This window comes from Pseudomonas fluorescens (genome assembly GCF_902497775.2).
Classification (GTDB): domain Bacteria; phylum Pseudomonadota; class Gammaproteobacteria; order Pseudomonadales; family Pseudomonadaceae; genus Aquipseudomonas; species Aquipseudomonas putida_F.
Window position 1 is genome coordinate 4,271,053 of sequence record NZ_OZ024668.1, and the last position, 21,352, is coordinate 4,292,404.

The window sequence follows — 21,352 nt, forward strand, 5'->3', positions numbered from 1 at the left end:
GCGATGGGATTGCAATATGCGTAAATTTACAACATATCGCCTCAGAACGACGACTGAATCTTCAACCCGGCGACCAGCGCGTTATCCACCTCATCCACCCCGCCTGGGCTCTTGATGTACTGCAGGTTCGGCCGCACGGTCAGCCAGTTGGTGACATGGAAGCCGTAGTACAGCTCGGCGTTGTATTCAGTCTTCTGGATCGGCACGAAACCGGCGTCGTTGTAATCCTCGATGCCGCTCTGCTGATTGAGCAGTTGCGCACGGTCCTTCACATCATCGTTGACGTGAATACGCGCCACGCCAAAGCCGATGTCATCCTTGGGCCGGCCATCGAAGGCACCCTTATAGACCATGCCCACCTGCTGGTAGTTATCCACCACGTTGGTGGCCTTGTCGTGCACGGTGAAGTTGGCGAACAGGCTCAAGCCGCGGCTGGCATCGCTGCTGTGCGCGGTCACCTGCTGCTGGGCCACCACCCACCAGCCATGCTTGCTCGAGTGCGACTTGAAGGCCGCACCAGTCAATGCCTGGGGTTGGCCGTTGACGTCGTCGTACACGTCATCGGCCTTGGCCGTGCTGTAGTAGTAACCCAGGCGGTATTCGCCCGGCAGGCCATTGACCTGCGGCGACCAGACCAGCTCCACCGGCAGGATCATGCCCTTGGTGCCGCTGCCGCTGAGTTTGAAGCCGTTGCCGGTCTCAAGGTTGGACGGGTTCTGCTCATACACCCCGACCTGGGCGAAAAACTCTGGAGTGATGTTGTATTTGACCCGCATCGCCCACTGGCTGACCGGCCAGTTGTACCAGATGCCGCCCACCCAGTTGCCCACTTGCGAGCCGCAGAACGCCAGGTTCTGGAAGTCGCAGGGGAAGCTGTTGAAGTCCTCGCCTTCGCCGAAGCGCCCGACCTTGATATCCAGGGCGCCATCGAAATACTTCTGCTTGACCCACATCTGGGTCAGGCGCCAGGTCTGGCCACGACCCCAGACTTCCTGCACCGAACTGAACTGCCCGGCACGCGGGTCACTGATGCGGTCGTTGGACAGGTTGCGCCCGCTTCGCTCGGTGATCGCCAACTTGAACTCGGCATCGTGCCAGCCGAAGATCTTCTCCAGGTCCAGGTGCGCGCCGAGGGCGAACTGGTCGCTGTAGCGGGCAGTCTTGTCGTCGTTGTAGCCACCATTGAGGTTACCGGCCACCTCACCGACATAGTCGAGGGTGAAGTCGTAGCCCTTCTCCAGCAATTCGGTGCGGGTACCGCCCCAGTCGCCGCTCATCCATTTCGACTCCGGAGCAAAGGCGCCAGCCGCCTGCGCCCCGCAACTGACGCCCAGGGCCGCCAGCAGGGTCAACGGCGCCAGTGGCTTGATACGCTTGAAGTGATCCATCCCTTGTTTCCTCGTTTTATTGTTCTCGATGGGTGTCTACGTTCTATAACGAATTCAGCGACCCTTGAATTGGGCGACATTGTCCTTGCTGGCCTGGGCCGGTGCGGCGACACCCAGGCGCTCGCCGCTGGCGGCATCGAACAGCAGCACCCGCGCCGGATCGAACTGCAGGTTCAACGTGTCGCCGACCTGGGTCGGCACATCCGGGGCCAGACGGCAGCAGACCTTGGTCTGGTTCAAGGTGACGAACACCAGCAGGTCCGGCCCGGTGGGCTCGGTGATCTGCACCTCGGCACGGATGCTCGGCAGGCCGTTGGCCTGGGTCGGCGCCAGGGCGATCTGTTCGGGGCGAATGCCGAGGATCACTTCACGCTCCTCCAGGCCCGCCACATTGAACCCCAAGGGTAGCTCGCAACGCGCCTGGCCACTGTCGAGCAGGGCCAGCAGACGGCCATCCTTGCGCTGCAGGCGCAGGGGTATGAAGTTCATCGGCGGCGAGCCGATGAAGCTGGCAACGAACAGGTTGGCCGGATCGTTGTAGATCTGCTGCGGGGTGCCGAACTGCTGGATCAGCCCGTCCTTCATCACCGCCACCTTGTCGCCCAGGGTCATGGCCTCGATCTGATCATGGGTGACGTACACCGTGGTGGTCTTCAGGCGCTGGTGCATCAGCTTGATTTCGGTGCGCATCTCTACCCGCAGCTTGGCGTCGAGGTTAGACAGCGGTTCGTCGAACAGGTAGATCTTCGGCCGCCGCGCCAGCGCCCGGCCCATGGCCACCCGCTGCTGCTGGCCACCGGACAACTGGCCGGGCTTGCGCGTGAGCAGGTGTTCGATCTGCAGCAACTTGGCCACCCGCGCCACTTCTTCCTCGATGGCGGCGGCGGGCATCTTGCGCATCTTCAGGCCGAAGGCGATGTTGTCGCGCACGTTCATGGTCGGGTACAGCGCGTAAGACTGAAACACCATGGCGATGTCGCGGTCCTTGGGGCTCATGCCGCTGATGTCCGCATCGTCCACCAGGATCGCCCCGCCGCTGATCTGTTCAAGGCCGGCGATGCAGTTCATCAGGGTCGATTTACCGCACCCGGACGGGCCGACCAGAATCAGGAATTCACCGGAGTCGATCGACAGCTCGATGTTCTTCAGGGTGTCCGGCAGACCGCTGCCGTAGCTTTTGTTGACGTTGCGCAGTTCAAGCGTTGCCATTGTTGTTTACCCCTTGACCGCGCCGGCCGTGAGCCCGCGCAGGAAATACTTGCCAGCCAGCACATAGACCAACAGGGTCGGTAACCCGGCGATCATCGCCGCCGCCATGTCGACGTTGTATTCCTTGACCCCGGTGCTGGTGTTGACCAGGTTGTTCAGGGCCACGGTGATCGGTTGCGCATCGCCGCTGGCGAACACCACGCCGAAGAGAAAGTCGTTCCAGATCTGGGTGAACTGCCAGATCAGGCAGACCATGATGATCGGCACCGACATCGGCAGCAGGATGCGCCCGAAGATGGTGAAAAACCCCGCGCCATCGAGCCGCGCCGCGCGCACCAGCGCCTCCGGCACGCTGCAGTAGTAGTTGCGAAAAAACAGCGTGGTAAAGGCCAGGCCGTAGACGATATGCACCAGCACCAGGCCCGTGGTGGTGCTGGCAAGGCCCAGCTTGCCAAGGGTGAACGAGGCCGGCAGCAGTACGGTCTGGAACGGCAGGAAGCAGCCGAACAACAGCAGCCCGAAGAACAACTGCGAGCCCCTGAAGCGCCACATCGACAGAACATAACCGTTCAGCGCACCGAGCAGGGTCGAGATCACCACCGCCGGCACGGTGATCTTCACCGAGTTCCAGAAGTAGCCACCGACTGTGTCCCAGGCCTTGATCCAGCCGATGCCGGTGATCACCTCGGGCCAGCTCAGCAGGTTGCCGGTACGGATGTCTTGCGGCGACTTGAAGCTGGTCAGCAGCATCACGATCAGCGGGATCAGGTACAGCGCACAGGCCAGGATCAGGGTCGAGTAAATGGCCAGGCGGCTGAAGCTCAACGAGCGGGGAGCGAGGGACCTAGTCATGGCGCTTGTTCCTCAGTTCCGAATACAGGTAAGGCACCAGGATCGACAGGATCGCGCCGAGCATCAGGATCGCGCTGGCCGAGCCCATGCCCATCTGCCCGCGGCTGAAGGTGAAGGAATACATGAACATCGCCGGCAGGTCCGAGGCATAGCCCGGGCCGCCGGCGGTCATGGCGGCGACCAGGTCGAAGCTCTTGATGGCAATGTGCGCAAGAATCATCAGCGCACTGAAAAACACCGGGCGCAGGCTCGGCAAGACGATGCGCAGGTAGATGCTCGGCAGGCTGGCGCCATCGACTTGGGCGGCGCGGATGATCGACTGATCGACACCGCGCAGGCCAGCCAGAAACAGCGCCATGACAAAGCCCGAAGCCTGCCATACGGCGGCGATCACCAGGCAGTAGACGACCCGGTCGGGGTCCACCAGCCAGTCCAGGCGAAAGCCTTCCCAGCCCCAGTCGCGAAGCATCTTGTCCAGGCCCAGGCCGGGGTTGAGCAGCCACTTCCAGGCGGTGCCGGTGACGATCATCGACAACGCCATGGGGTACAGGTAGATGGTGCGAATGAACCCTTCGCGCCGGATACGCTGGTCGAGCAGTACCGCCAGCAGTACGCCGATCACCAGGCTGATGGCGATGAACATGCCGCCGAACAGCAACAGGTTCTTGCTCGCCACCCACCAGCGATCGTTCTCCATCAGCCGGGCGTATTGCGCCAGGCCGACCCATTTGTAGCTGGGCATGAAGCTTGAGTTGGTGAAGGACAGGACGAAGGTCCAGAGGATGTAGCCGTAAAAGCCCACCAGGACGATCAACATGCTCGGCGCCAGTACCAGTTTCGGTAACCAGCGCTGCAGGGCGTCCAGGGGTGAGGCCTTGTTGATTGTGGCAACAGTGCTCATCAGGATGATCTCGTGTGGAGGCTATCGCGGGGCAAGCCCGCTCCTACAGGGATGCGTTGCTGTTGTGGGAGCGGGCTTGCCCCGCGAAGGGTCCAAAAGCCCGCCCCCACATATCAGCCCATCACTTGGCCGACTTGATCGCCGAATTCAGCTGCTTGACCGCCGTCGCCGGGTCGGCTTTCGGGTCGTTGAAGAAGTTGGTGACGACATCGAAGATCGCCCCTTGCACCGCCAGGGAGGTCGCCATGTTGTGAGCCATGCTCGGTTGCAGGCCGTCGCCTTTTTCCGCTTCCTTGAAGTCTACCGCCGACTTTTGCGTGCAGGCGTCGAACTGGCTCATGTCCATGTCCTGACGGACCGGCAAGGAGCCCTTGTTCTGGTTGAACACGGTCTGGAACTGCGGCTCCAGGGCGACCTTGGCCAGGTCGCTCTGGGCCTGGATGTCTTTCTTCTTCTTGAGCTTGAACATCGCCAGCGAATCGATGTTGTAGGCAAAACTGCCCTGGGTGCCGGGGAAGGCTACGCACTGGTAGTCCTTGCCCGCCACCTTGCCGGCGGCGGTCCACTCGCTCTTGGCCCAGTCGCCCATGATCTGCATGCCGGCCTTGCCATTGATGACCTCAGCGGCGGCAATGTTCCAGTCACGCCCGGCGCGGTTGGGGTCCATGTAGGTGCCCAGGCGTTGCAGGGTCTTGAACACCTCGACCATCTTCGTGCCGGTCAGGGTGCTTTCATCCAGCTCGACGAAGGCTTTGTGATAGCCCTGGGGGCCGAGGATGCTCAGCACCAGGTCCTCGAAGACAGTGCTGTCCTGCCACGGCTGCCCGCCATGGGCCAAGGGGGTGAAGCCGGCGGCCTTGAGCTTGTTGGCGGCTTCGAACAGTTCATCGAGGGTGGTCGGCACCTTGGCCCCGGCTTTTTCAAACACCTGCGGGTTGATCCACAGCCAGTTGACCCGGTGGATGTTCACCGGCACCGCGACGTAGTGGCCGTCGTACTGCATGATCTGCGCAACTTTCTTCGGCAGCAGAGCATCCCAGTTGTTGGCCTTGGCGACATCATCGAGCTCGGTGAGCAGGCCCAGCGCGCCCCACTCCTGAATGTCCGGGCCCTTGATCTGGGCGGCGCCTGGCGGGTTGCCGGCGACCGCACGGCTCTTGAGTACGGTCATGGCCGCGGCACCACCGCCACCGGCGACGGCGTTGTCCTTCCAGGTGAAGCCGTCTTTCTCGATTTGTTCCTTGAGGGTTTTCACCGCCGCGGCTTCACCACCGGACGTCCACCAATGGGTCACTTCGATCGTACCGTTAGCAGCAGCGGCAGCACTGAGGGGCAACAAGGAGGCGAGGGAAATGACAGCGGCGAGGCGATTGATCGCATTCATCGAGAGAAACCTTTTCTTGTTGTTATGCAGGTGCAAGTCATGGTGCTTGCGCTTGCATCGGAGTCTAACCAGCGCCACGGGCGCCGGAGGTAACGAAGGGATGCGCGAATGTCACAGTCTGGTGACATTCGCATCGTGAGGATTTCAATCACTGCTGCGCGGCAGGCTCAAGGTTACCCGCAGGCCACCTTCACGCAAGTTGCGCAGGCTCACTTCGCCGCCGTGGCTGTGGGCGATATTGCGCGCGATACCCAGGCCCAGGCCGTAGCCCTGCTGCTGCCCGGCCAGGCGAAAGTGCGGCTCGAACACCTGCTCCTGACGCTGCTCGGGCACGCCCGGGCCTTCGTCATCGACCTGCAGGACGAAGCCCGAATCGCTGTCGAGAATCCGCAGATGGGCGCGCTCGCCGTATTTGAGCGCGTTGTCGATCAGGTTGCCGATACAACGCTTGAGCGCCAGCGGCTTGCCGGGGTACGGCGCCAGAGCGCGGCCTTCGAGGGTGATCTGGCCGCTGCCCAGGTACGGTTCGACCAGGCACTCGAGCACCTGGTTGAGGTCGATAGGTTCGATATTCTCGTGGATGTCAGTGTCTTTCACGCATTGCAGCGCGCCCTTGACCAGCATTTCCAGCTCATCGAGGTCGCGACCGAACTTGGCCTGCAACTGCTCGTCATCGAGCAACTCGACCCGCAGGCGCAAGCGCGTGATCGGCGTGCGCAGGTCGTGGGAGATGGCGCTGAACAACTGGCTGCGTTCGGTCAGGTAGCGGCTGATGCGTTCGCGCATGGCGTTGAAGGCACGGCCCACCTCCTCCACTTCGCTGCCGCCGCCTTCGGTCACCGGCTCGACGTCAGCCCCCAGCGACATCTCTCGTGCAGCCAACGCCAGGCGCTTGAGCGGGCGGCTCTGCCAGTGCACCAGCAGGCCGATGAACAGCAGCAGGAATGAACTGGTGAGGACGATGAACCACAACTGCTGGCTGGGCAGGCCCTGCTCTTCAAGGCTGGTGTAGGGCTCGGGCAGCAGCGAGGCAATGTACAGCCACTCGTCTTCGGCGAGGTGGATCTGGGTCACCAGCACCGGCGGGTTGATCGGCTCCAGGGTCAGCGCATAGTGGGCCCAGGAGCGCGGCAACTCATCGAGCTTCAAGCCGCTGTTGAAGATCCGCAGATCCTGCGGGCTGACGAACTGGATGGAAATTTCCAGCTGCGCGCCCAGGCGCTGGTGCAGCACGTCGCCAACGGCATCGATCACCGCGGCCTTGCGTGGCGTGGTGGGCAGTACCTGCATATCCAGTGGTTTATCGTTGAGGGAGACGACAAAACGGGTGCCGCCCATGCTGCGCAACTGGTCGAGCACCATCGGCCGATAAGCCACCGGCAGCGAACGAAAGTAACTGACACTGGCACTCATCGAATGGGCCAGGCTGCGGGCACTGGCGACCAGGCCTTCCCTCTGGCTGGCGCGCAGTTGCGACAACCAGATCAGGCTCGACAACGCCTGTGCCAGCAACACCACCAGCAGTGTCAGCAGCAGCATGCGCCCGAGCAACGAGCGCGGCAATGGCAGGCGCCAACGCCCCTCAGTGCGCAGGTGCAACGCTGGCCGCCAGCAGGTAACCACTGCCGCGCACGGTACGAATCAGCCGTGGCGGTTTTTCGGTGTCGCGCAGGCGCTGGCGCAGGCGGCTGACCGCCATGTCGACGATGCGGTCCAACGGCATTGGCTCGCGGCCACGGGTGGCGTTGCCGATGGTGTCGCGGTCGAGTATCTGTTGCGGGCGATCGAGGAACAGCTTGAGCAGGGCGAAGTCGGCACCGGACAGGATCACCTCTTCGCCATCGCGGTGGAACAAGCGGTGGCTGATGGTATCCAGGCGCCAGTCATCGAAGGCCAGCACGTCACTGCCACTGCGCTCCTGGCCAAAGCCGGCACGGCGCAGCAGCGCCTTGATCCGCGCCTGCAATTCGCGCGGGCTGAAGGGCTTGCCCAGGTAATCATCGGCGCCCAGCTCCAGGCCAATGACCCGGTCGGCTTCGTCGGAGCTGGCCGTGAGCATGATGATCGGCACCTGCGCCAGGCGCGGATGCTGACGCACCCAGCGACACAGGCTGAAGCCGTCTTCGTCGGGCAGCATCACGTCGAGGATCACCAGGTCACAGTCGCTGGCCTCCAGGGCCTGGCGAAAGCCGCGCCCGTCGGCCACCGCCTGGACGCTGAAACCGGCGCGGCTCAGGTAGGTTTGCAACAGTTCACGGATGTCCTGGTCGTCGTCGACCATCAGTATCGACTTGCTCACGAATCACTCCTTGCTCCCGTACCTCAACCGGCTTGCTGCAGCGCCACGCCAGCCCCGAGCAAACCGGAGAATTCGGCGGTCACCAACCATACCGGGACATCCTTGAAGTAGCCACTCATGCAGCCCTTGTCGGCGAAGCTGGCGCCAAAGCCGCTGGCCAGGAACAGCTCGGCAAAGCGCGGAATGATGCCGCCGACGATAAACACCCCGCCCCGCGCACCGAGGGTCAGGACGTTGTTGCCCGCCACCCGGCCGAGAAAACGGCAGAACTGCTCGATCACCGCCAGGGCAACCGGCTCGCCGGCCAGCGCCGCATCGGTGATCGCCACTGGGCTTTGCAGCGGCGCAGGTTGAGCATCCAGCGCGCAGATAGCCTGGTACAAACGCAGCAGACCACCGCCGCTGAGCACGGTTTCGGCGCTGACATGGCCGATCTCGCTTTCGATCTGCTGGCGAATCTGTGCTTCGCGGGCGTTGCCCACCGGCAGGTCGACATGCCCGCCCTCGCCCGGCAAAGCCATCCAGCGGTCCTCACCGAGGCTAAGCAAGGTGCCGACGCCAAGGCCAGTGCCCGGGCCGATCACCAGTGCCGGGCGGCCAGCATCCGGCGTGCCTTGACAGACGCTGCGGTATTCGCCCGCCTGCAAGCGGGTCATGCCCAGGGCCATGGCGGTGAAGTCGTTGATCAGCAGCAGCTGCTCGACCTGCAAGGTCTTGCAGAACGCCTGGCGGCTGAGGCTCCAGTGGTTGTTGGTAAAGCGAAACTCATCGCCGTCGACCGGCCCGGCCACCGCCAGGCACACCGCGCCCAGCTCGCCGCGGGCCACGCCCTGCTCGGCCAGATAGGCGCCGATGGCCTGTTCCGGGCTGGTGTAATCGGCCGTGGCAAAGACCTGCACCGCGTGCATGCGGTTGTCTTCCCAGAGGGCAAAGCGTGCATTGGTGCCGCCGATATCGCCGACCAGTGCGCGCTTCATTTGAGCGTCTCCAGGGCCGAGGTGAAGGCGCTGGCGCCCTTCTCTGCCGAGCTCAGGGCGGTACGCAGGAAGCCGAACAGCTCGCGACCACAGCCCAGGTCGTTGCCGGTCGGCGCTACGGGCAATTCACGATCGGCCAGTTCGGCGGCACTGAGCTTCACCGTCAGGGTGCCGGCCACGCCGTCGACCCGCACAATATCGCCATCACGCAGGCGCGCCAGCGGGCCGCCATCGAAGGCTTCCGGGCAAACATGAATAGCCGCCGGGATTTTCCCCGAAGCACCGGACATGCGCCCGTCGGTTACCAGGGCCACCTTGAAGCCACGGTCCTGCAGCACGCCGAGGAACGGGGTCATCTTGTGCAGTTCGGGCATGCCGTTGCAGCGCGGGCCCTGGAAACGCATCACCGCGACGAAATCACGCTCCAGCTCGCCGGCCTGGAAAGCATCGGCCAGCGCCTGCTGGTCATGGAACACCAGTGCCGGCGCTTCGACCACCTGATGCTCGGGGGCGACCGCGGACACCTTCATCACCCCGCGACCGAGGTTGCCTTCCATGACCCGCAGGCCGCCTTCGGGCGAGAACGCCCGCGCCACTGGGCGCAGGATCGCCTCATCGAGACTCGCCGACGGGCCTTCGCGCCAGACCAGTTTGCCCTCCTCAAGGAACGGCTCCTGGGTGTAGCGGCGCAGGCCGTGGCCGGCGACGGTGTTGACGTCTTCATGAAGCAGCCCGGCATCGAGCAGTTCGCGAATCAGCAAAGCCATGCCGCCAGCGGCCTGGAAGTGGTTGATGTCGGCCTTGCCGTTCGGATAGACGTGGGACAGGGTCGGCACCACTTCCGAAAGCTCGGCCATGTCCTGCCAGGTCAGCTGGATACCAGCGGCCTGGGCAATCGCCGGCATGTGCAGGGTGTGGTTGGTCGAACCGCCGGTGGCGTGCAGGGCAACGATGGAGTTGACCAGGGATTTCTCGTCGACGATCTCGCCCAGCGGCATGAAGCTGCCACTGGCCTTGGTCATCCGCGTAACCTGCTGCGCAGCCTCGACGGTCAGGGCATCGCGCAGCGGCGTATACGGGTTGACGAAGGAGGCGCCCGGCAGGTGCAGGCCCATCACTTCCATCAACAGCTGGTTGGTGTTGGCGGTGCCATAGAAGGTGCAGGTGCCTGGGCTGTGGTAGGACTTCATCTCCGATTCCAGCAGCTCCTCGCGGCTGGCCTTGCCTTCGGCGTAACGCTGGCGCACGTCGGCTTTCTCCTTGTTGGAGATACCCGACGGCATCGGCCCGCCCGGGACGAACACGGTCGGCAGATGACCGAAGCGCAGCGCCCCCATCAACAGACCGGGGACGATCTTGTCGCAGATGCCCAGCATCAGCGCCGCGTCGAACATGTTGTGCGACAGGGCGATGGCGGTGGACATGGCGATCACTTCGCGGCTGGCGATGCCCAGCTCCATGCCGGGCTCCCCCTGGGTGACACCGTCGCACATGGCCGGCACGCCGCCAGCGAACTGGCCGACCGAGCCGATCTCGCGCAGCGCCTGCTTGATTTGTTCGGGGTAGTGCTCGTAGGGCTGGTGCGCCGAGAGCATGTCGTTGTAAGCGGAGACGATGGCGACGTTGGCCGCGTTCATCATCCGCAGGCTTTGCTTGTCCTGGCTGCCGCAGCCGGCAACACCGTGAGCGAAGTTGGCGCATTGCAGCTTGGCGCGCATCGGCCCGTCGCTGGCGGCCCCGCGAATCAGCTCAAGGTAACGTTCACGTGTGGGGCGACTGCGGGCGATCAGCCGTTGGGTGACCTCAAGAATGCGCGGATGCATGTACTGGACTCCAGGCTATCGGTGGTTGCGACCTCTGCGGCGGTTTCCCTTATCAACGATCGCGGCCTAGGCTCAATGGCAGGGGCGATGCGTTGCGGGAGGAACGGCTTGGCCGATCGCTCGTTGTAGATTAAATAAAATATTGCCAGCAAAAAGGCTTGTTTTCTATTTTTTTACGAATAATCTTGTAATTCCAACAACAAAATCAGATGCAGTGAAGCAAAACTTCAATTGCCACGGGCTTCACCCGGTCTTCCAGAGGTAGCTCCATGACCCTTCGTATCGCAATCAATGGCTTTGGCCGCATTGGCCGCAACATCCTTCGCGCACTCTATACCCAAGGCTACCGTCAGGACCTGCAGGTCGTCGCCATCAACGACCTGGGCGACAGCGCGATCAATGCCCATCTGCTCAAATACGACAGCGTCCACGGCAGCTTTGCTGCCACCGTTGAATCCGATCACGAGAGTATTACCGTCAACGGCGACCGCATCGCGGTCAGTGCCATTCGCAACCCGGCGGAGTTGCCGTGGAAAGCCGAAGCCATCGATGTGGTGTTCGAATGCACCGGTTTGTTCACCGAGCGCGCCAAGGCCGCCGCCCATCTTACTGCCGGGGCCGGCAAAGTCATTATCTCGGCGCCGGCCAAGGGCGCTGATGCCACCGTGGTGTACGGGGTCAACCACGATATCCTGCGCCCTTCGCACCAGATCATCTCCAGCGCTTCGTGCACCACCAACTGCCTGGCGCCGCTGGCCCAGGTGCTGCACCGCGAGTTCGGCATCGAGCAGGGGTTGATGACCACCATCCATGCCTACACCAACGACCAGAACCTGACCGACGTCTACCACAGCGACCCGTTCCGTGCCCGTTCGGCGACCCAGTCGATGATCCCGAGCAAGACCGGCGCCGCTGAAGCCGTGGGCCTGGTGCTGCCGGAGCTGGCCGGCAAGCTCACCGGCATGGCCGTGAGGGTGCCGGTGATCAACGTGTCGCTGGTGGACCTGACCGTCAATCTTGAGTGCGAGGCCACGGCCGAGGCCGTCAACGCGCTGTTCAAGGAAGCCAGCCGGCATTCCAAGGTGCTGGGCTACAACAGCCTGCCGCTGGTGTCCTGCGACTTCAACCACAACCCGCTGTCGTCGATCTTCGACGCCAACCACACCCGGGCTAACGGGCGCATGCTCAAGGTACTGGCCTGGTACGACAACGAGTGGGGCTTCTCCAACCGCATGCTGGATAACTGCCTGGCGCTGTGCAACGCCCGTTGACTGGGAGCTTAAAAAGACCCGGTACTTGACCAAAGCGTTGATGATAAGCATTATCATTCGCCACACCATGGTCGGGTACCGCTGTGAGTCAGTCCCAGTTCAACGCCGTTTTCCTCGCGCAGCGGGTCAGCCTGCTGCGCACCCTGCAGCGCATGGTGGATAACCCCAGCACTGCCGAAGACCTGTTGCAGGAGACTTACCTGCGGGTAACCCGTGCCCTTGGCGAACGCCCCATCGAGCACCTCGAACCCTTCGTGTTCCAGACCGCGCGCAACCTCGCCCTCGATCATTTGCGCGCCCGCCGGGCGCAGTCGCGCAACCTGGTTGACGATGTGCCCGAGCAGATCCTGCACAACGTCGCCGCACCCAGCAGCAGCGCCGAAGACGCCGCCCACGCCGAACAACTGCTCAAACGCCTGAGCGTCAGCCTTGGGCAATTGACCGAGCGCCAGCAACGGATTTTCATCCTCAGCCGCCTGCATGGCGCCAGCTACCTGGAAATCGCCGAACAATTGAAGGTGTCGGCAAGCACGGTTCAGAAGGAACTGAAACTGATCATGGCCATCTGTGTAGGGGTAGCCGACCGGCTGAAGTAAACAGCCCGTCGTGGATCGCAGCTAAAACCTTGCCATCCCCATGGATACCCCGGATCATTCGCAAAAAAGCGCCAGCCCCGCCAAGGACCCACCCGTGACCGACAGTCCCTCCCCTCGCCCCTCGCCGCCTGGCCAAGCTGCCAGTGACCGTGCCATGGACCAGGCCCTGGACTGGCTGATCCGCCTGCAATGCGCCAGCGCCGAAGACACCCAGGCCTTCGAAGCCTGGCTCGAAGAAGACCCGGCCAATGCCCGCGCCTATGTCGAGGCCGAAGCCATCTGGAACGGCGCGCCGCTGCGTCAGGTGGCCGGACAACTCCATCAGGTGCAGCGCCGCACCTTGCGTTCACGCATCCGCCCGCACTGGAAGCCCCTGGCCGCAGCTGCCGTTTTGCTGGTGGGGATTTTTACCGTCGGCAACCTGCCGGTGCGCCTGCAGGCCGATCACCTGACCGTAGTGGGTGAACGCCAGCGGCTTCAGCTGGATGACGGCTCCAAGGTCTTGCTCAACACCAATTCGGCGTTTGCCAGCGACCTGCACGACAACCGCCAGGTAGCCCGGCTGCTGCAGGGCGAGGCCTACTTCGAGATTCCCGGCGGCGGCCAACCGCCCCTGGAGCTGCAAGCCGGCCCGCTGCGCGCCAGCGTGCGCGATACCGATTTTGCCGTACGCTACCTCAACGGCGAAGCGCAGGTACGAGTGCAGCGCGGCGACGTCGACCTGCAGGCCAGCAGCGACCAGCGCATTCGCCTCTCGGCCGGCGACAGCATCAGCGTCGGCCCCAACGGCTTCGGCCAGCGCGGGCGCCTGGATGCGCAAAAAGACCTGGCCTGGGTCCAGGGCCGGCTGGTGTTCGAGAACTGCCCGTTGAGCCAGGTACTGGCCGAGCTGCGCCGCTACTACCCCGGCTGGATCATCAACGGCAACGAGCACCTGGAAAACGTCGCCGTCACCGGCAACTATCGCCTCGACCAGCCGCTGGAAACCCTGCGCGCCCTGGCGCACATCACCTCGGCGCAGTTGCACGAGTACCCGGCGCTGGTGATTCTGAACTGACGCAAAAGTTTTTTTACGCGATCCCTGAAGCTGTTACGTCTCGTTATAGCCAATGCAACTGATTCTTATTTTTGAATCAGTATGCACCTATAACATTCGCGCGACAGGGAGCGCTTTCGATGTCCACTGGTTTCACTCGTCGATCTTCAGCCACTTCACGTACCCCCGGCCTGCAGCGTTGCACGCTCTCCCTGTTGACCCTGGCCATGCTCGCCAGCGGCGCCTGCAGCCTGCCGGCGCTGGCCGCAGAACCGGCCCAGGCCAGCGCCCCGCGCATGGGCGACTACCGCTTCGCCATCGACCAGCAACCGCTGGTGTCGGCGCTCAACGCCTTTACTGCGGTGACCGGCTGGCAAGTGGGCTTCTCTGCTGAACTGGCCGAAGGCGTCGCCTCACCGGGCGTGCAGGGTTCGCTGAAACCGGAAGCTGCCCTGCAGCGCCTGCTGGCTGGCACCGGCCTGAGCTACCGCACCCTGAGCAGTGGCAACGTGGTGATTGAACGCAGCGCCAGCAAGGCCATCGCCCTGCAACAGATCACCGTCAGCGCCACCCGTAGCGCCCAGGACATCAGCCAGGTGCCGAGCACCGTCAGCGTGCAGACCCGCGAGCAGCTCGACCGCCAGAACGTCAACAACATCAAGGAACTGGTGCGTTACGAGCCTGGCGTTTCGGTCAGCGGCACCGGCCAGCGCAGCGGTCTGAACGGCTACAACATCCGCGGTATCGACGGTGAGCGGGTGCTGACCCAGATCGACGGCGTGGCGATCCCCGACAGCTTCTTCTTCGGCCCCTACGCCCAGACCCAGCGCAACTACGTCGACCCTGAAATCATCAAGCGCGTGGAGATCCTCCGTGGCCCGGCCTCGGTGCTGTACGGCAGCAACGCCATTGGCGGCGCGGTCAGCTACTTCACCCTCGACCCCGACGACATCATCAAGCCCGGCCAGGACGTCGGCGCACGCCTGAAGACCGGCTACAGCTCGGCAGACGAAAGCTGGCTGAACTCGGCTACCGTCGCCGGCCGCCAGGGTGAGTTCGACGGCCTGCTGCACCTGAGCCAGCGCAACGGCCATGAAACCGAGTCCTACAGCAGCCACGGCGGCACGGGCCTGGCGCGTACCGCCGCCAACCCCGAAGACGTGCGCACCACCAACATCCTGGCCAAGGCCGGCTGGAACTACGCCGACGACGCGCGCCTGGCCTTCACCTACGAACACTACAAGGACGACCGCGACCTCAAGCTCAAGAGCGCCGTGGGCGGGCCGTTCATTCCTGGCTTCGGCGCGATGAACTCGTACCGCGACCGCACCGGCAACGACACCGTGACCCGCGAGCGCTTCGGCATCAACCACGAGTTCGCCCTGGGCAGCGCGCTGGCCGACAACATGAAGTGGAGCCTGAACTATCAGATCGGCAAGACCGACCAGCGTACCGAAGAGCTTTATTTTGCTTCGGGCCGCCAGGTGTTCCGTGACCGCCAGACCACCTACAAGGACCGCCAGTGGGTGTTCGACGCCCAGCTGGACAAGGCCTTCAGCATCGGCGCGACCGAGCACCTGCTGACCTACGGCACCACCCTCAAGCACCAGAAGGTCACCGGTTCGCGCAGCGGTACCGGTACCTGCCTGAACGTCGGCGGTGCCTGCCGCTTCATCGGCCAGGTCAGCACCAATGACAGCCAGGCGCTGGTCAGCGATTTCCCCGATCCGACCGTCAACACCTACAGCCTGTTTGCCCAGGACGAGATCCGCTGGAACCAGTGGACCTTCCTGCCGGGCGCGCGCTACGACTACACCAAGCTCAAGCCGCACATGTCCGATGAGTTCCTCCGTGGGGTTGGCGCCAACCCCGCCGACCCGGTCGACGACGATGCGAAGAAATGGCACCGGGTCTCGCCCAAGTTCGGCCTGACCTACGCCTTCAACGACAACTACACCTGGTACGGCCAGTACGCCGAAGGCTTCCGCACGCCGACCGCCAAGGCACTGTACGGCCGCTTCGAGAACCCGGGCCAGGGCTACAGCGTGCGCGGCAACTCCGACCTCGAGCCGGAAAAGAGCAAGAGCTACGAGACCGGCCTGCGCGGCAACTTCGAGGCGGGTAACTTCGATGTCGCGGTGTTCTACAACAAGTACCGCGATTTCATCAACGAAGACGCCGTGCAGGGCAACAACCTGGGCCAGACCTTCGAAGCCAACAACATCAAGCACGCCACCATCAAGGGTGCCGAGTTCAAGGGCCGCCTTAACCTCGACGCCTTCGGTGCACCCCACGGCCTCTACACCCAAGGCTCGCTGGCCTACCACTATGGCCGCAACGACGACACCGGCCAGCCGCTCAACAGCGTCAACCCGCTGACCGCAGTGATGGGCCTGGGTTACGAGCAGGAGCAATACGGTGCGCTGCTGAGCTGGACCCTGGTCAAGCGCAAGGACCGCGTCGACGACACCACCTTCTTCGCCCCCGACGGCACCAGCAAGCAGTTCCGCACCCCCGGCTACGGCGTGCTCGACCTGACCGGCTTCTACAAGGTCAGCGACGACATCACTGTCAACGCCGGCCTCTACAACCTGACCGACAAAAAGTACTGGCAGTGGGATGACGTGCGCGGCTACGACGGCCTCGGCGAAGCGGCAGTAACCGCCCCCGCCAACCTCGACCGCCTGACCATGCCGGGCCGTAACTTCGCTATCAATCTGGTCTGGGATATCTGACCGGCTTCCTGCGGGAGCGGGCTCGACCCGCGATGGGCTGCAAAAGCAGCCCCCTGCAGGTGAGGTTTTTTTACTGTCCCGCGTCTTCTCATTCGTCTAGTCATCAGGCACGCCCATTTCGCAAGGAATCACCATGACCGCCGCTACCACCGCCGAACGCACCAGCCTGCGCTCGCAACGCTTGAACCAGCTGACCCACGCCCCGCACACCGAGCTGGACGCCCTGGTCAAATCCCACGCGCCGTTCGAAACCCGCGAGAGCTTCGCCCGCTTCGTGGTTGCCCAGTACCTGTTCCAGTCCGAACTCAAGGCGCTGTACACCGACCCGGCACTGATCGCCATCGTCCCCGACCTGGCCGAGCGTTGCCGCGCCGAACAGGCCGGCCTGGACCTGGCCGACCTGAACACCGGGATACCCGCCGACTTCGCCGGCGCCCTGCAAAACCCCAGCCTGGGTGAAGCCATGGGCTGGATCTTCGTCTCCGAAGGGTCCAAGCTCGGCGCCGCGTTCTTGATCAAGCGTGCCGTCGGCCTGGGCCTGTCGGACAGCTTCGGCGCCCGTCACCTGGGCGAGCCGGCCGGTGGCCGCGCCGAGGGCTGGAAGCAGTTCACCCGCATCCTCGACGGCCTGGAACTGAGCGCCGAAGAAGAAGCCAAGGCCGAGCAAGGCGCCGTGGCCGCCTTCGAGCGTTTCACCGAGTTGCTCAAACACGCCTACGCAACTGCGCCTAAAGCCGAACTGGCCTGATGCGCCCTACCCGGTTACCCTCGTGGTAACCGGGCCTTGCCCGTGCACACCGACAAGCCCATGACCCGCCCAGCCGCTTCAAAACTCTCGCGCCTGCTCTTCGGCCTGCTGGCTTACGTCAGCCTGGGCATCGGCCTGGTGGCGATCGTGATTCCCGGCCTGCCCACCACCGAATTCATCCTCCTCGCCGCCTGGGCCGCCACCCGCAGCTCGCCGCGTCTGAGCGCCTGGCTGGAAAACCACCGCCTGTTCGGACCGATCCTGAGCAACTGGCGCAACGGCAAGGTGATCCAGCGCCGGGCCAAGGTCAGCGCCACCATCAGCATGCTGCTGTGCGCCAGCCTCATGCTGGTGGTCCTCGACCACCGCTGGCCGGTGTTTCTGGCCATTACCGGCATGACCCTGGGCAACCTGTGGATCTGGTCGCGGCCGGAAACCGCGCCCTTGAGCCTTGCCGACCGTTCATCGGCGAGCACTCATGGCTAAGGCTATAAGGCCGATGAACTGTTATCGCTAAAAGGATGTAGCGAATCGAGCCCGCCCCGTGGCTCGGTCCTCTACCTGCCTGCCTTTTAGTGAGTACGTCCATGTTCGACACGCTCTCGATCCGCCTGAAAATCGTCCTGCTCTCCGGCCTCTGCCTGCTTGGGGTGGTCGCACTTGTCGTTGGCACCAACCTGTATCAATCGCGCCAGAGCGATGAACTGGTCGGCGACGCCAGCACCACCATGCTCACGCGCAATGTCCAGGCCCTGCTGCAGGCCCGCGCCGGCGAAAAATCCGAGATGCTGCGACGCACCTTCAGCGACAGCCAGACCGTCATCATCGCCCTCGCCGACCAGGTCCAGGACCTGCAGCAACTGGCACGCGACCGAGGCCTGAGCGGCGGCGACCTGCGTGAAGCGATCAACCAGAGCCTGGCTACCAGCTTCAAGCGCAACCCCGACGTGCTGGGCGTATGGCTGGCCTTCGAGCCCGACGGCCTGGACGGCGGCGACAGCGCCTTCGCCAACGATGCCAAGCGCCTGAGCAACGAAAGCGGCCGCTTCGCCAGCTACTGGAGCCGTGCCCAGGGCCAGGCGCTGAACACGGTGATCAGCGATGTCGACCTGAACAAGACCGAGATCAACCTCAGCGGCACGCCGTACAACGTCTGGTACACCTGCTCGCGCAACAGTGCGCACTCGTGCCTGCTTGAGCCCTACTCCGACACTGTGGGGGGCAAGCAGATGCTGATGACCAGCATCACCATGCCGCTGCTGCACAACGGCAAGGTGATCGGCGTGGCGGGCGCGGATATTTCCCTCGATGCGCTGCAGTCTGCCGCCGCCAAGGCCCAGCAGGAGCTGTTCAATGGCGCCGGGCGCTTGATGATCGTCGCCCCTAGCGGCCTGCTGGCCGCCAACAGCAACGATGCCGGCAAGGTCGGCAAGGCCATCGACCAGGACGGTCAGCAGGCGCTGCAAAAGCTCGCCGCCAACCAGCCGCTGATCCTTGAACAAGGCGAAACCATCCGCGCCGTCAATCCGGTACAGCCGATTGCCGACAGCAAGCCCTGGGGCATTCTCATCGACCTGCCCAAACAGGTATTGCTGGCCGACGCCATCAGCCTGCAGGCCACCCTCGAAGACGCCCGCACCAGCGGCACCCTCAAGGTGGTGCTGTTCGCCACCCTGGCCGGCCTCGGCGGCCTGCTGCTGATGTGGCTGACCGCCACCGGCGTGACCCGCCCGCTGAACACCGTGGCGAGCATGCTCGAAGACATCGCCAGCGGCGACGGCGACCTGACCCAGCGCCTGCGCTATGCGCGCAAGGACGAACTGGGCCGGCTGACCGGCGGCTTCAACCGCTTCCTCGACAAGCTGCAGCCGACCATCGCCCAGATCAAGCAGAGCATCACCCAGGCCCGGGCTACGGCCGATCAGTCTTCGGCAATTGCCCAGCGCACCAGTGAAGGCATGCAGGTGCAGTTTCGCGAGATCGACCAGGTGGCCACCGCCTCCAACGAGATGAGCGCCACCGCCCACGACGTCGCCAACAGCGCCGCCAGTGCCGCCGACGCCGCCCGCGGAGCCGACCGTTCGGCCAAGGACGGTATGGCGATCATCGAGCGCAGCACCCGCGACATCACCGTGCTCGCCCAAGAGGTCAGCAAGGCCGTGAGCGAAGTGGAAACCCTGGCACAAAACAGCGAGCAGATCGGTTCGGTGCTGGAGGTAATCCGCAGCATCGCCGAGCAGACCAACCTGCTGGCCCTCAACGCCGCGATCGAGGCCGCCCGCGCCGGTGAAAGCGGCCGCGGTTTTGCCGTAGTGGCAGATGAAGTGCGCAACCTGGCGCGACGCACCCAGGACTCGGTCGAAGAGATCCGCCAGGTGATCGAGCGCATCCAGAGCAACACCCGCGAGGTGGTGGCGACCATGCATTCGAGCCACGGCAAGGCCCAGGAAAACGCCGGGCAGATCCACCAGGCGGTGCAGGCGCTGGACAAGATCAGCGAGGCGGTGACCGTGATCAGCGACATGAACCTGCAGATCGCCAGTGCCGCCGAGCAACAGAGCGCAGTGGCCGAAGAGGTCAACCGCAACGTCTCGGCGATCCGTGGCGTGACCGAGACCCTGACCGGCCAGGCCGCCGAATCGGCGCAGGTGAGCAGCCAGCTCAACACCCTGTCGTCGCAGCAGATGGCCTTGATGGATCAGTTCAGGGTTTGACCTGGCGCCCCTGATGGTCTGCAATGGCCCTTCTGCCGGAGGGCCATTGATGACCGCGCTACTGGACACCCTTGTCGCCGAACTGCAGTTGCCAACGGCACTGCTCAACGCCCTGTACTTTCGCGGCAGCGGCGCCCTGCCTTCGACCTTCGCCGTCACCGAACTTGCCAGTAGCAGCATTGCCGCCTGCGGCCTGGCAATCACAGAACTGCTGCAGCGCCAGCTCGAGCAACAACCTGCCGTCGAGGTTGACCGCCGCCTGAGCTCGTTCTGGTTTGCCACCAGCCTGCGCCCGCAAGGATGGGGCACACCGCCGCTGTGGGATCCGATTGCCGGTGACTACCCGACCGAGGATGGCTGGATCCGTCTTCATACCAATGCAACTCATCATCGAGCTGCCGCCGAAAAAGTAGTGGGCCGTGCGGCTGATCGCGCACAAATGGCTGATCTGGTTGCGCGCTGGCGCGCAAGCGAGCTGGAAAGCGCGATAGTCACCGCGGGCGGTTGCGCCGCGCAAATGCGTAACTGGCCCGAATGGTCCGCCCACCCTCAGGGCCTGGCAGTGAATGCCGAGCCGTTGATTCACCGCCAACTGGCTCCAGCCTTTACAACCAGACGCTGGACCGGTAACGCCGTCCGACCTTTGGCCGGGGTCAAGGTCCTGGACCTGACCCGGATCCTCGCCGGCCCCACAGCCAGCCGCCTGCTGGCTGGCTTTGGCGCCGATGTGCTGCGTATCGATCCACCGGGCTGGGAAGAGCCGGCAGTGGTCGCCGAGGTGACCTTGGGTAAACGTTGTGCGCGCCTTGACTTGCACGATGGGGATGATCGACGGGTGTTTGAATGCCTACTCAGTGAAGCCGATATTCTCCTGCATGGTTACCGCGCCGATGCCCTCGAACGACTGGGGTATGCCAGCGAGCAGCGCCGCCAACTCAACCCCGGACTGATTGATGTGAGCCTCAACGCCTATGGCTGGAGCGGCCCCTGGCAACAGCGCCGGGGCTTCGATAGCCTGGTGCAGATGAGCTGCGGCATCGCTTGTGAAGGCATGCATTGGCAACAGGCTGAAAAGCCCGTGCCGCTACCGGTGCAGGCATTGGACCATGGCACCGGGTACCTGATGGCGGCTGCGGCGATCAAGGCCTACAGCGAACGCCTGGGCAGCGGTTGCGGGGCAACCCTGCGCCTGTCGCTGGCGCGCACGGCGAAGCTGCTGATCGATCAGGGCACGGGGGCAGCGGATTTGCCGTTGCAGGCTGAGACGGCAGCGGATCTGAACCCGCTGCTGGAGCAGACGCCCTGGGGGATGACGCAACGGCTGAAGGCGCCGTTGCTGGTCGAAGGCGCGCCGTTGGCTTGGCAGCGTGGGGCTTGTGAGCTGGGCTCGGCTTTGGCGCGATGGTGACACCATCGCGG

At 63.9% G+C, this 21,352-nt stretch carries 17 protein-coding genes and 1 pseudogene; 9 read left to right on the forward strand and 9 right to left on the reverse strand.

All coding sequences use genetic code 11. The features are described from left to right. Positions 1-41: 41 nt before the first annotated feature. The 9 genes from F8N82_RS19645 to edd form a co-directional block, all read right to left on the reverse strand. Positions 42-1,388, reverse strand: coding sequence for a carbohydrate porin (locus tag F8N82_RS19645; RefSeq protein WP_038996883.1), 1,347 nt, complete (start codon positions 1,386-1,388; stop codon positions 42-44). A gap of 54 nt (positions 1,389-1,442) precedes the next feature. Continuing rightward, positions 1,443-2,597, reverse strand: a complete 1,155-nt coding sequence (locus F8N82_RS19650) for an ABC transporter ATP-binding protein (protein WP_038996885.1) — start codon at positions 2,595-2,597, stop codon at positions 1,443-1,445. Between the two features lie 6 nt (positions 2,598-2,603). Further along, on the reverse strand, positions 2,604-3,449 hold the full coding sequence (locus tag F8N82_RS19655) for a carbohydrate ABC transporter permease (RefSeq protein ID WP_038996887.1): 846 nt from the start codon (positions 3,447-3,449) through the stop codon (positions 2,604-2,606). Beyond that, entirely contained in the window at positions 3,442-4,350 is a 909-nt protein-coding gene (locus tag F8N82_RS19660; RefSeq protein WP_010220172.1) for a carbohydrate ABC transporter permease, read from the reverse strand. The genes F8N82_RS19655 and F8N82_RS19660 overlap by 8 nt, the downstream gene beginning before the upstream one ends. A gap of 121 nt (positions 4,351-4,471) precedes the next feature. Further along, entirely contained in the window at positions 4,472-5,734 is a 1,263-nt protein-coding gene (locus F8N82_RS19665; RefSeq protein WP_038996889.1) for an ABC transporter substrate-binding protein, read from the reverse strand. A 144-nt stretch (positions 5,735-5,878) separates the two neighbouring features. Beyond that, the gene (locus F8N82_RS19670) at positions 5,879-7,273 is read right to left on the reverse strand and encodes an ATP-binding protein (RefSeq protein ID WP_305887452.1); all 1,395 of its coding nucleotides are present in this window, start codon (positions 7,271-7,273) and stop codon (positions 5,879-5,881) included. Between the two features lie 43 nt (positions 7,274-7,316). Continuing rightward, positions 7,317-8,015 carry a response regulator gene (locus F8N82_RS19675; RefSeq protein ID WP_038999593.1) on the reverse strand — a complete coding sequence of 233 codons (699 nt, stop codon included), beginning with the start codon at positions 8,013-8,015 and terminating at the stop codon, positions 7,317-7,319. Between the two features lie 41 nt (positions 8,016-8,056). Next, positions 8,057-9,010, reverse strand: coding sequence for a glucokinase (locus F8N82_RS19680; RefSeq protein ID WP_038996891.1), 954 nt, complete (start codon positions 9,008-9,010; stop codon positions 8,057-8,059). Next, a complete protein-coding gene (gene edd, locus F8N82_RS19685; RefSeq protein WP_038996892.1) occupies positions 9,007-10,833 on the reverse strand; it encodes a phosphogluconate dehydratase in 1,827 nt (608 codons plus the stop codon). Before edd ends, F8N82_RS19680 begins: the two co-directional genes overlap by 4 nt. 269 nt (positions 10,834-11,102) lie before the next feature. Between edd and gap the strand changes: the two genes are divergently transcribed. The 9 genes and pseudogenes from gap (at position 11,103) to F8N82_RS19725 (ending at position 21,341) form a co-directional block, all read left to right on the forward strand. Next, the gene (gene gap, locus F8N82_RS19690) at positions 11,103-12,104 is read left to right on the forward strand and encodes a type I glyceraldehyde-3-phosphate dehydrogenase (protein WP_038996894.1); all 1,002 of its coding nucleotides are present in this window, start codon (positions 11,103-11,105) and stop codon (positions 12,102-12,104) included. A gap of 83 nt (positions 12,105-12,187) precedes the next feature. Next, positions 12,188-12,700 (forward strand): RNA polymerase sigma factor, encoded by a 513-nt coding sequence (locus F8N82_RS19695; protein ID WP_038996895.1) that lies wholly within the window; start codon positions 12,188-12,190, stop codon positions 12,698-12,700. 94 nt (positions 12,701-12,794) lie between these two features. Beyond that, positions 12,795-13,757, forward strand: a complete 963-nt coding sequence (locus tag F8N82_RS19700; RefSeq protein ID WP_038999595.1) for a FecR family protein — start codon at positions 12,795-12,797, stop codon at positions 13,755-13,757. A gap of 119 nt (positions 13,758-13,876) precedes the next feature. Next, positions 13,877-16,471, forward strand: coding sequence for a TonB-dependent receptor (locus F8N82_RS19705; protein WP_038996896.1), 2,595 nt, complete (start codon positions 13,877-13,879; stop codon positions 16,469-16,471). 133 nt (positions 16,472-16,604) lie between these two features. Beyond that, positions 16,605-17,219 carry a biliverdin-producing heme oxygenase gene (locus F8N82_RS19710; protein WP_038996897.1) on the forward strand — a complete coding sequence of 205 codons (615 nt, stop codon included), beginning with the start codon at positions 16,605-16,607 and terminating at the stop codon, positions 17,217-17,219. 60 nt (positions 17,220-17,279) lie between these two features. Then, complete coding sequence (locus tag F8N82_RS19715) at positions 17,280-17,705, forward strand: YbaN family protein (protein ID WP_038999596.1); 426 nt, start codon at positions 17,280-17,282, stop codon at positions 17,703-17,705. A gap of 299 nt (positions 17,706-18,004) precedes the next feature. Next, positions 18,005-19,075: pseudogene (locus F8N82_RS27665) on the forward strand (HAMP domain-containing protein); the annotation flags it as partial. Positions 19,076-19,177: 102 nt separating this feature from the next. Then, positions 19,178-19,933 carry a methyl-accepting chemotaxis protein gene (locus tag F8N82_RS27670; protein WP_371857271.1) on the forward strand — a complete coding sequence of 252 codons (756 nt, stop codon included), beginning with the start codon at positions 19,178-19,180 and terminating at the stop codon, positions 19,931-19,933. A 49-nt stretch (positions 19,934-19,982) separates the two neighbouring features. Further along, positions 19,983-21,341 (forward strand): CoA transferase, encoded by a 1,359-nt coding sequence (locus tag F8N82_RS19725; protein ID WP_038996899.1) that lies wholly within the window; start codon positions 19,983-19,985, stop codon positions 21,339-21,341. Positions 21,342-21,352 lie beyond the last annotated feature (11 nt).

Coding starts and splice junctions, on each gene's coding strand:
- F8N82_RS19645 (WP_038996883.1), bottom strand. CDS start 1,388: ATGGATCACTTCAAGCGTATCAAGCCACTGGCGCCGTTGACCCTGCTG.
- F8N82_RS19650 (WP_038996885.1), bottom strand. CDS start 2,597: ATGGCAACGCTTGAACTGCGCAACGTCAACAAAAGCTACGGCAGCGGT.
- F8N82_RS19655 (WP_038996887.1), bottom strand. CDS start 3,449: ATGACTAGGTCCCTCGCTCCCCGCTCGTTGAGCTTCAGCCGCCTGGCC.
- F8N82_RS19660 (WP_010220172.1), bottom strand. CDS start 4,350: ATGAGCACTGTTGCCACAATCAACAAGGCCTCACCCCTGGACGCCCTG.
- F8N82_RS19665 (WP_038996889.1), bottom strand. CDS start 5,734: ATGAATGCGATCAATCGCCTCGCCGCTGTCATTTCCCTCGCCTCCTTG.
- F8N82_RS19670 (WP_305887452.1), bottom strand. CDS start 7,273: ATGCTGCTGCTGACACTGCTGGTGGTGTTGCTGGCACAGGCGTTGTCG.
- F8N82_RS19675 (WP_038999593.1), bottom strand. CDS start 8,015: ATGGTCGACGACGACCAGGACATCCGTGAACTGTTGCAAACCTACCTG.
- F8N82_RS19680 (WP_038996891.1), bottom strand. CDS start 9,010: ATGAAGCGCGCACTGGTCGGCGATATCGGCGGCACCAATGCACGCTTT.
- edd (WP_038996892.1), bottom strand. CDS start 10,833: ATGCATCCGCGCATTCTTGAGGTCACCCAACGGCTGATCGCCCGCAGT.
- gap (WP_038996894.1), top strand. CDS start 11,103: ATGACCCTTCGTATCGCAATCAATGGCTTTGGCCGCATTGGCCGCAAC.
- F8N82_RS19705 (WP_038996896.1), top strand. CDS start 13,877: ATGTCCACTGGTTTCACTCGTCGATCTTCAGCCACTTCACGTACCCCC.
- F8N82_RS19710 (WP_038996897.1), top strand. CDS start 16,605: ATGACCGCCGCTACCACCGCCGAACGCACCAGCCTGCGCTCGCAACGC.
- F8N82_RS19715 (WP_038999596.1), top strand. CDS start 17,280: ATGACCCGCCCAGCCGCTTCAAAACTCTCGCGCCTGCTCTTCGGCCTG.
- F8N82_RS27670 (WP_371857271.1), top strand. CDS start 19,178: ATGCAGGTGCAGTTTCGCGAGATCGACCAGGTGGCCACCGCCTCCAAC.
- F8N82_RS19725 (WP_038996899.1), top strand. CDS start 19,983: ATGACCGCGCTACTGGACACCCTTGTCGCCGAACTGCAGTTGCCAACG.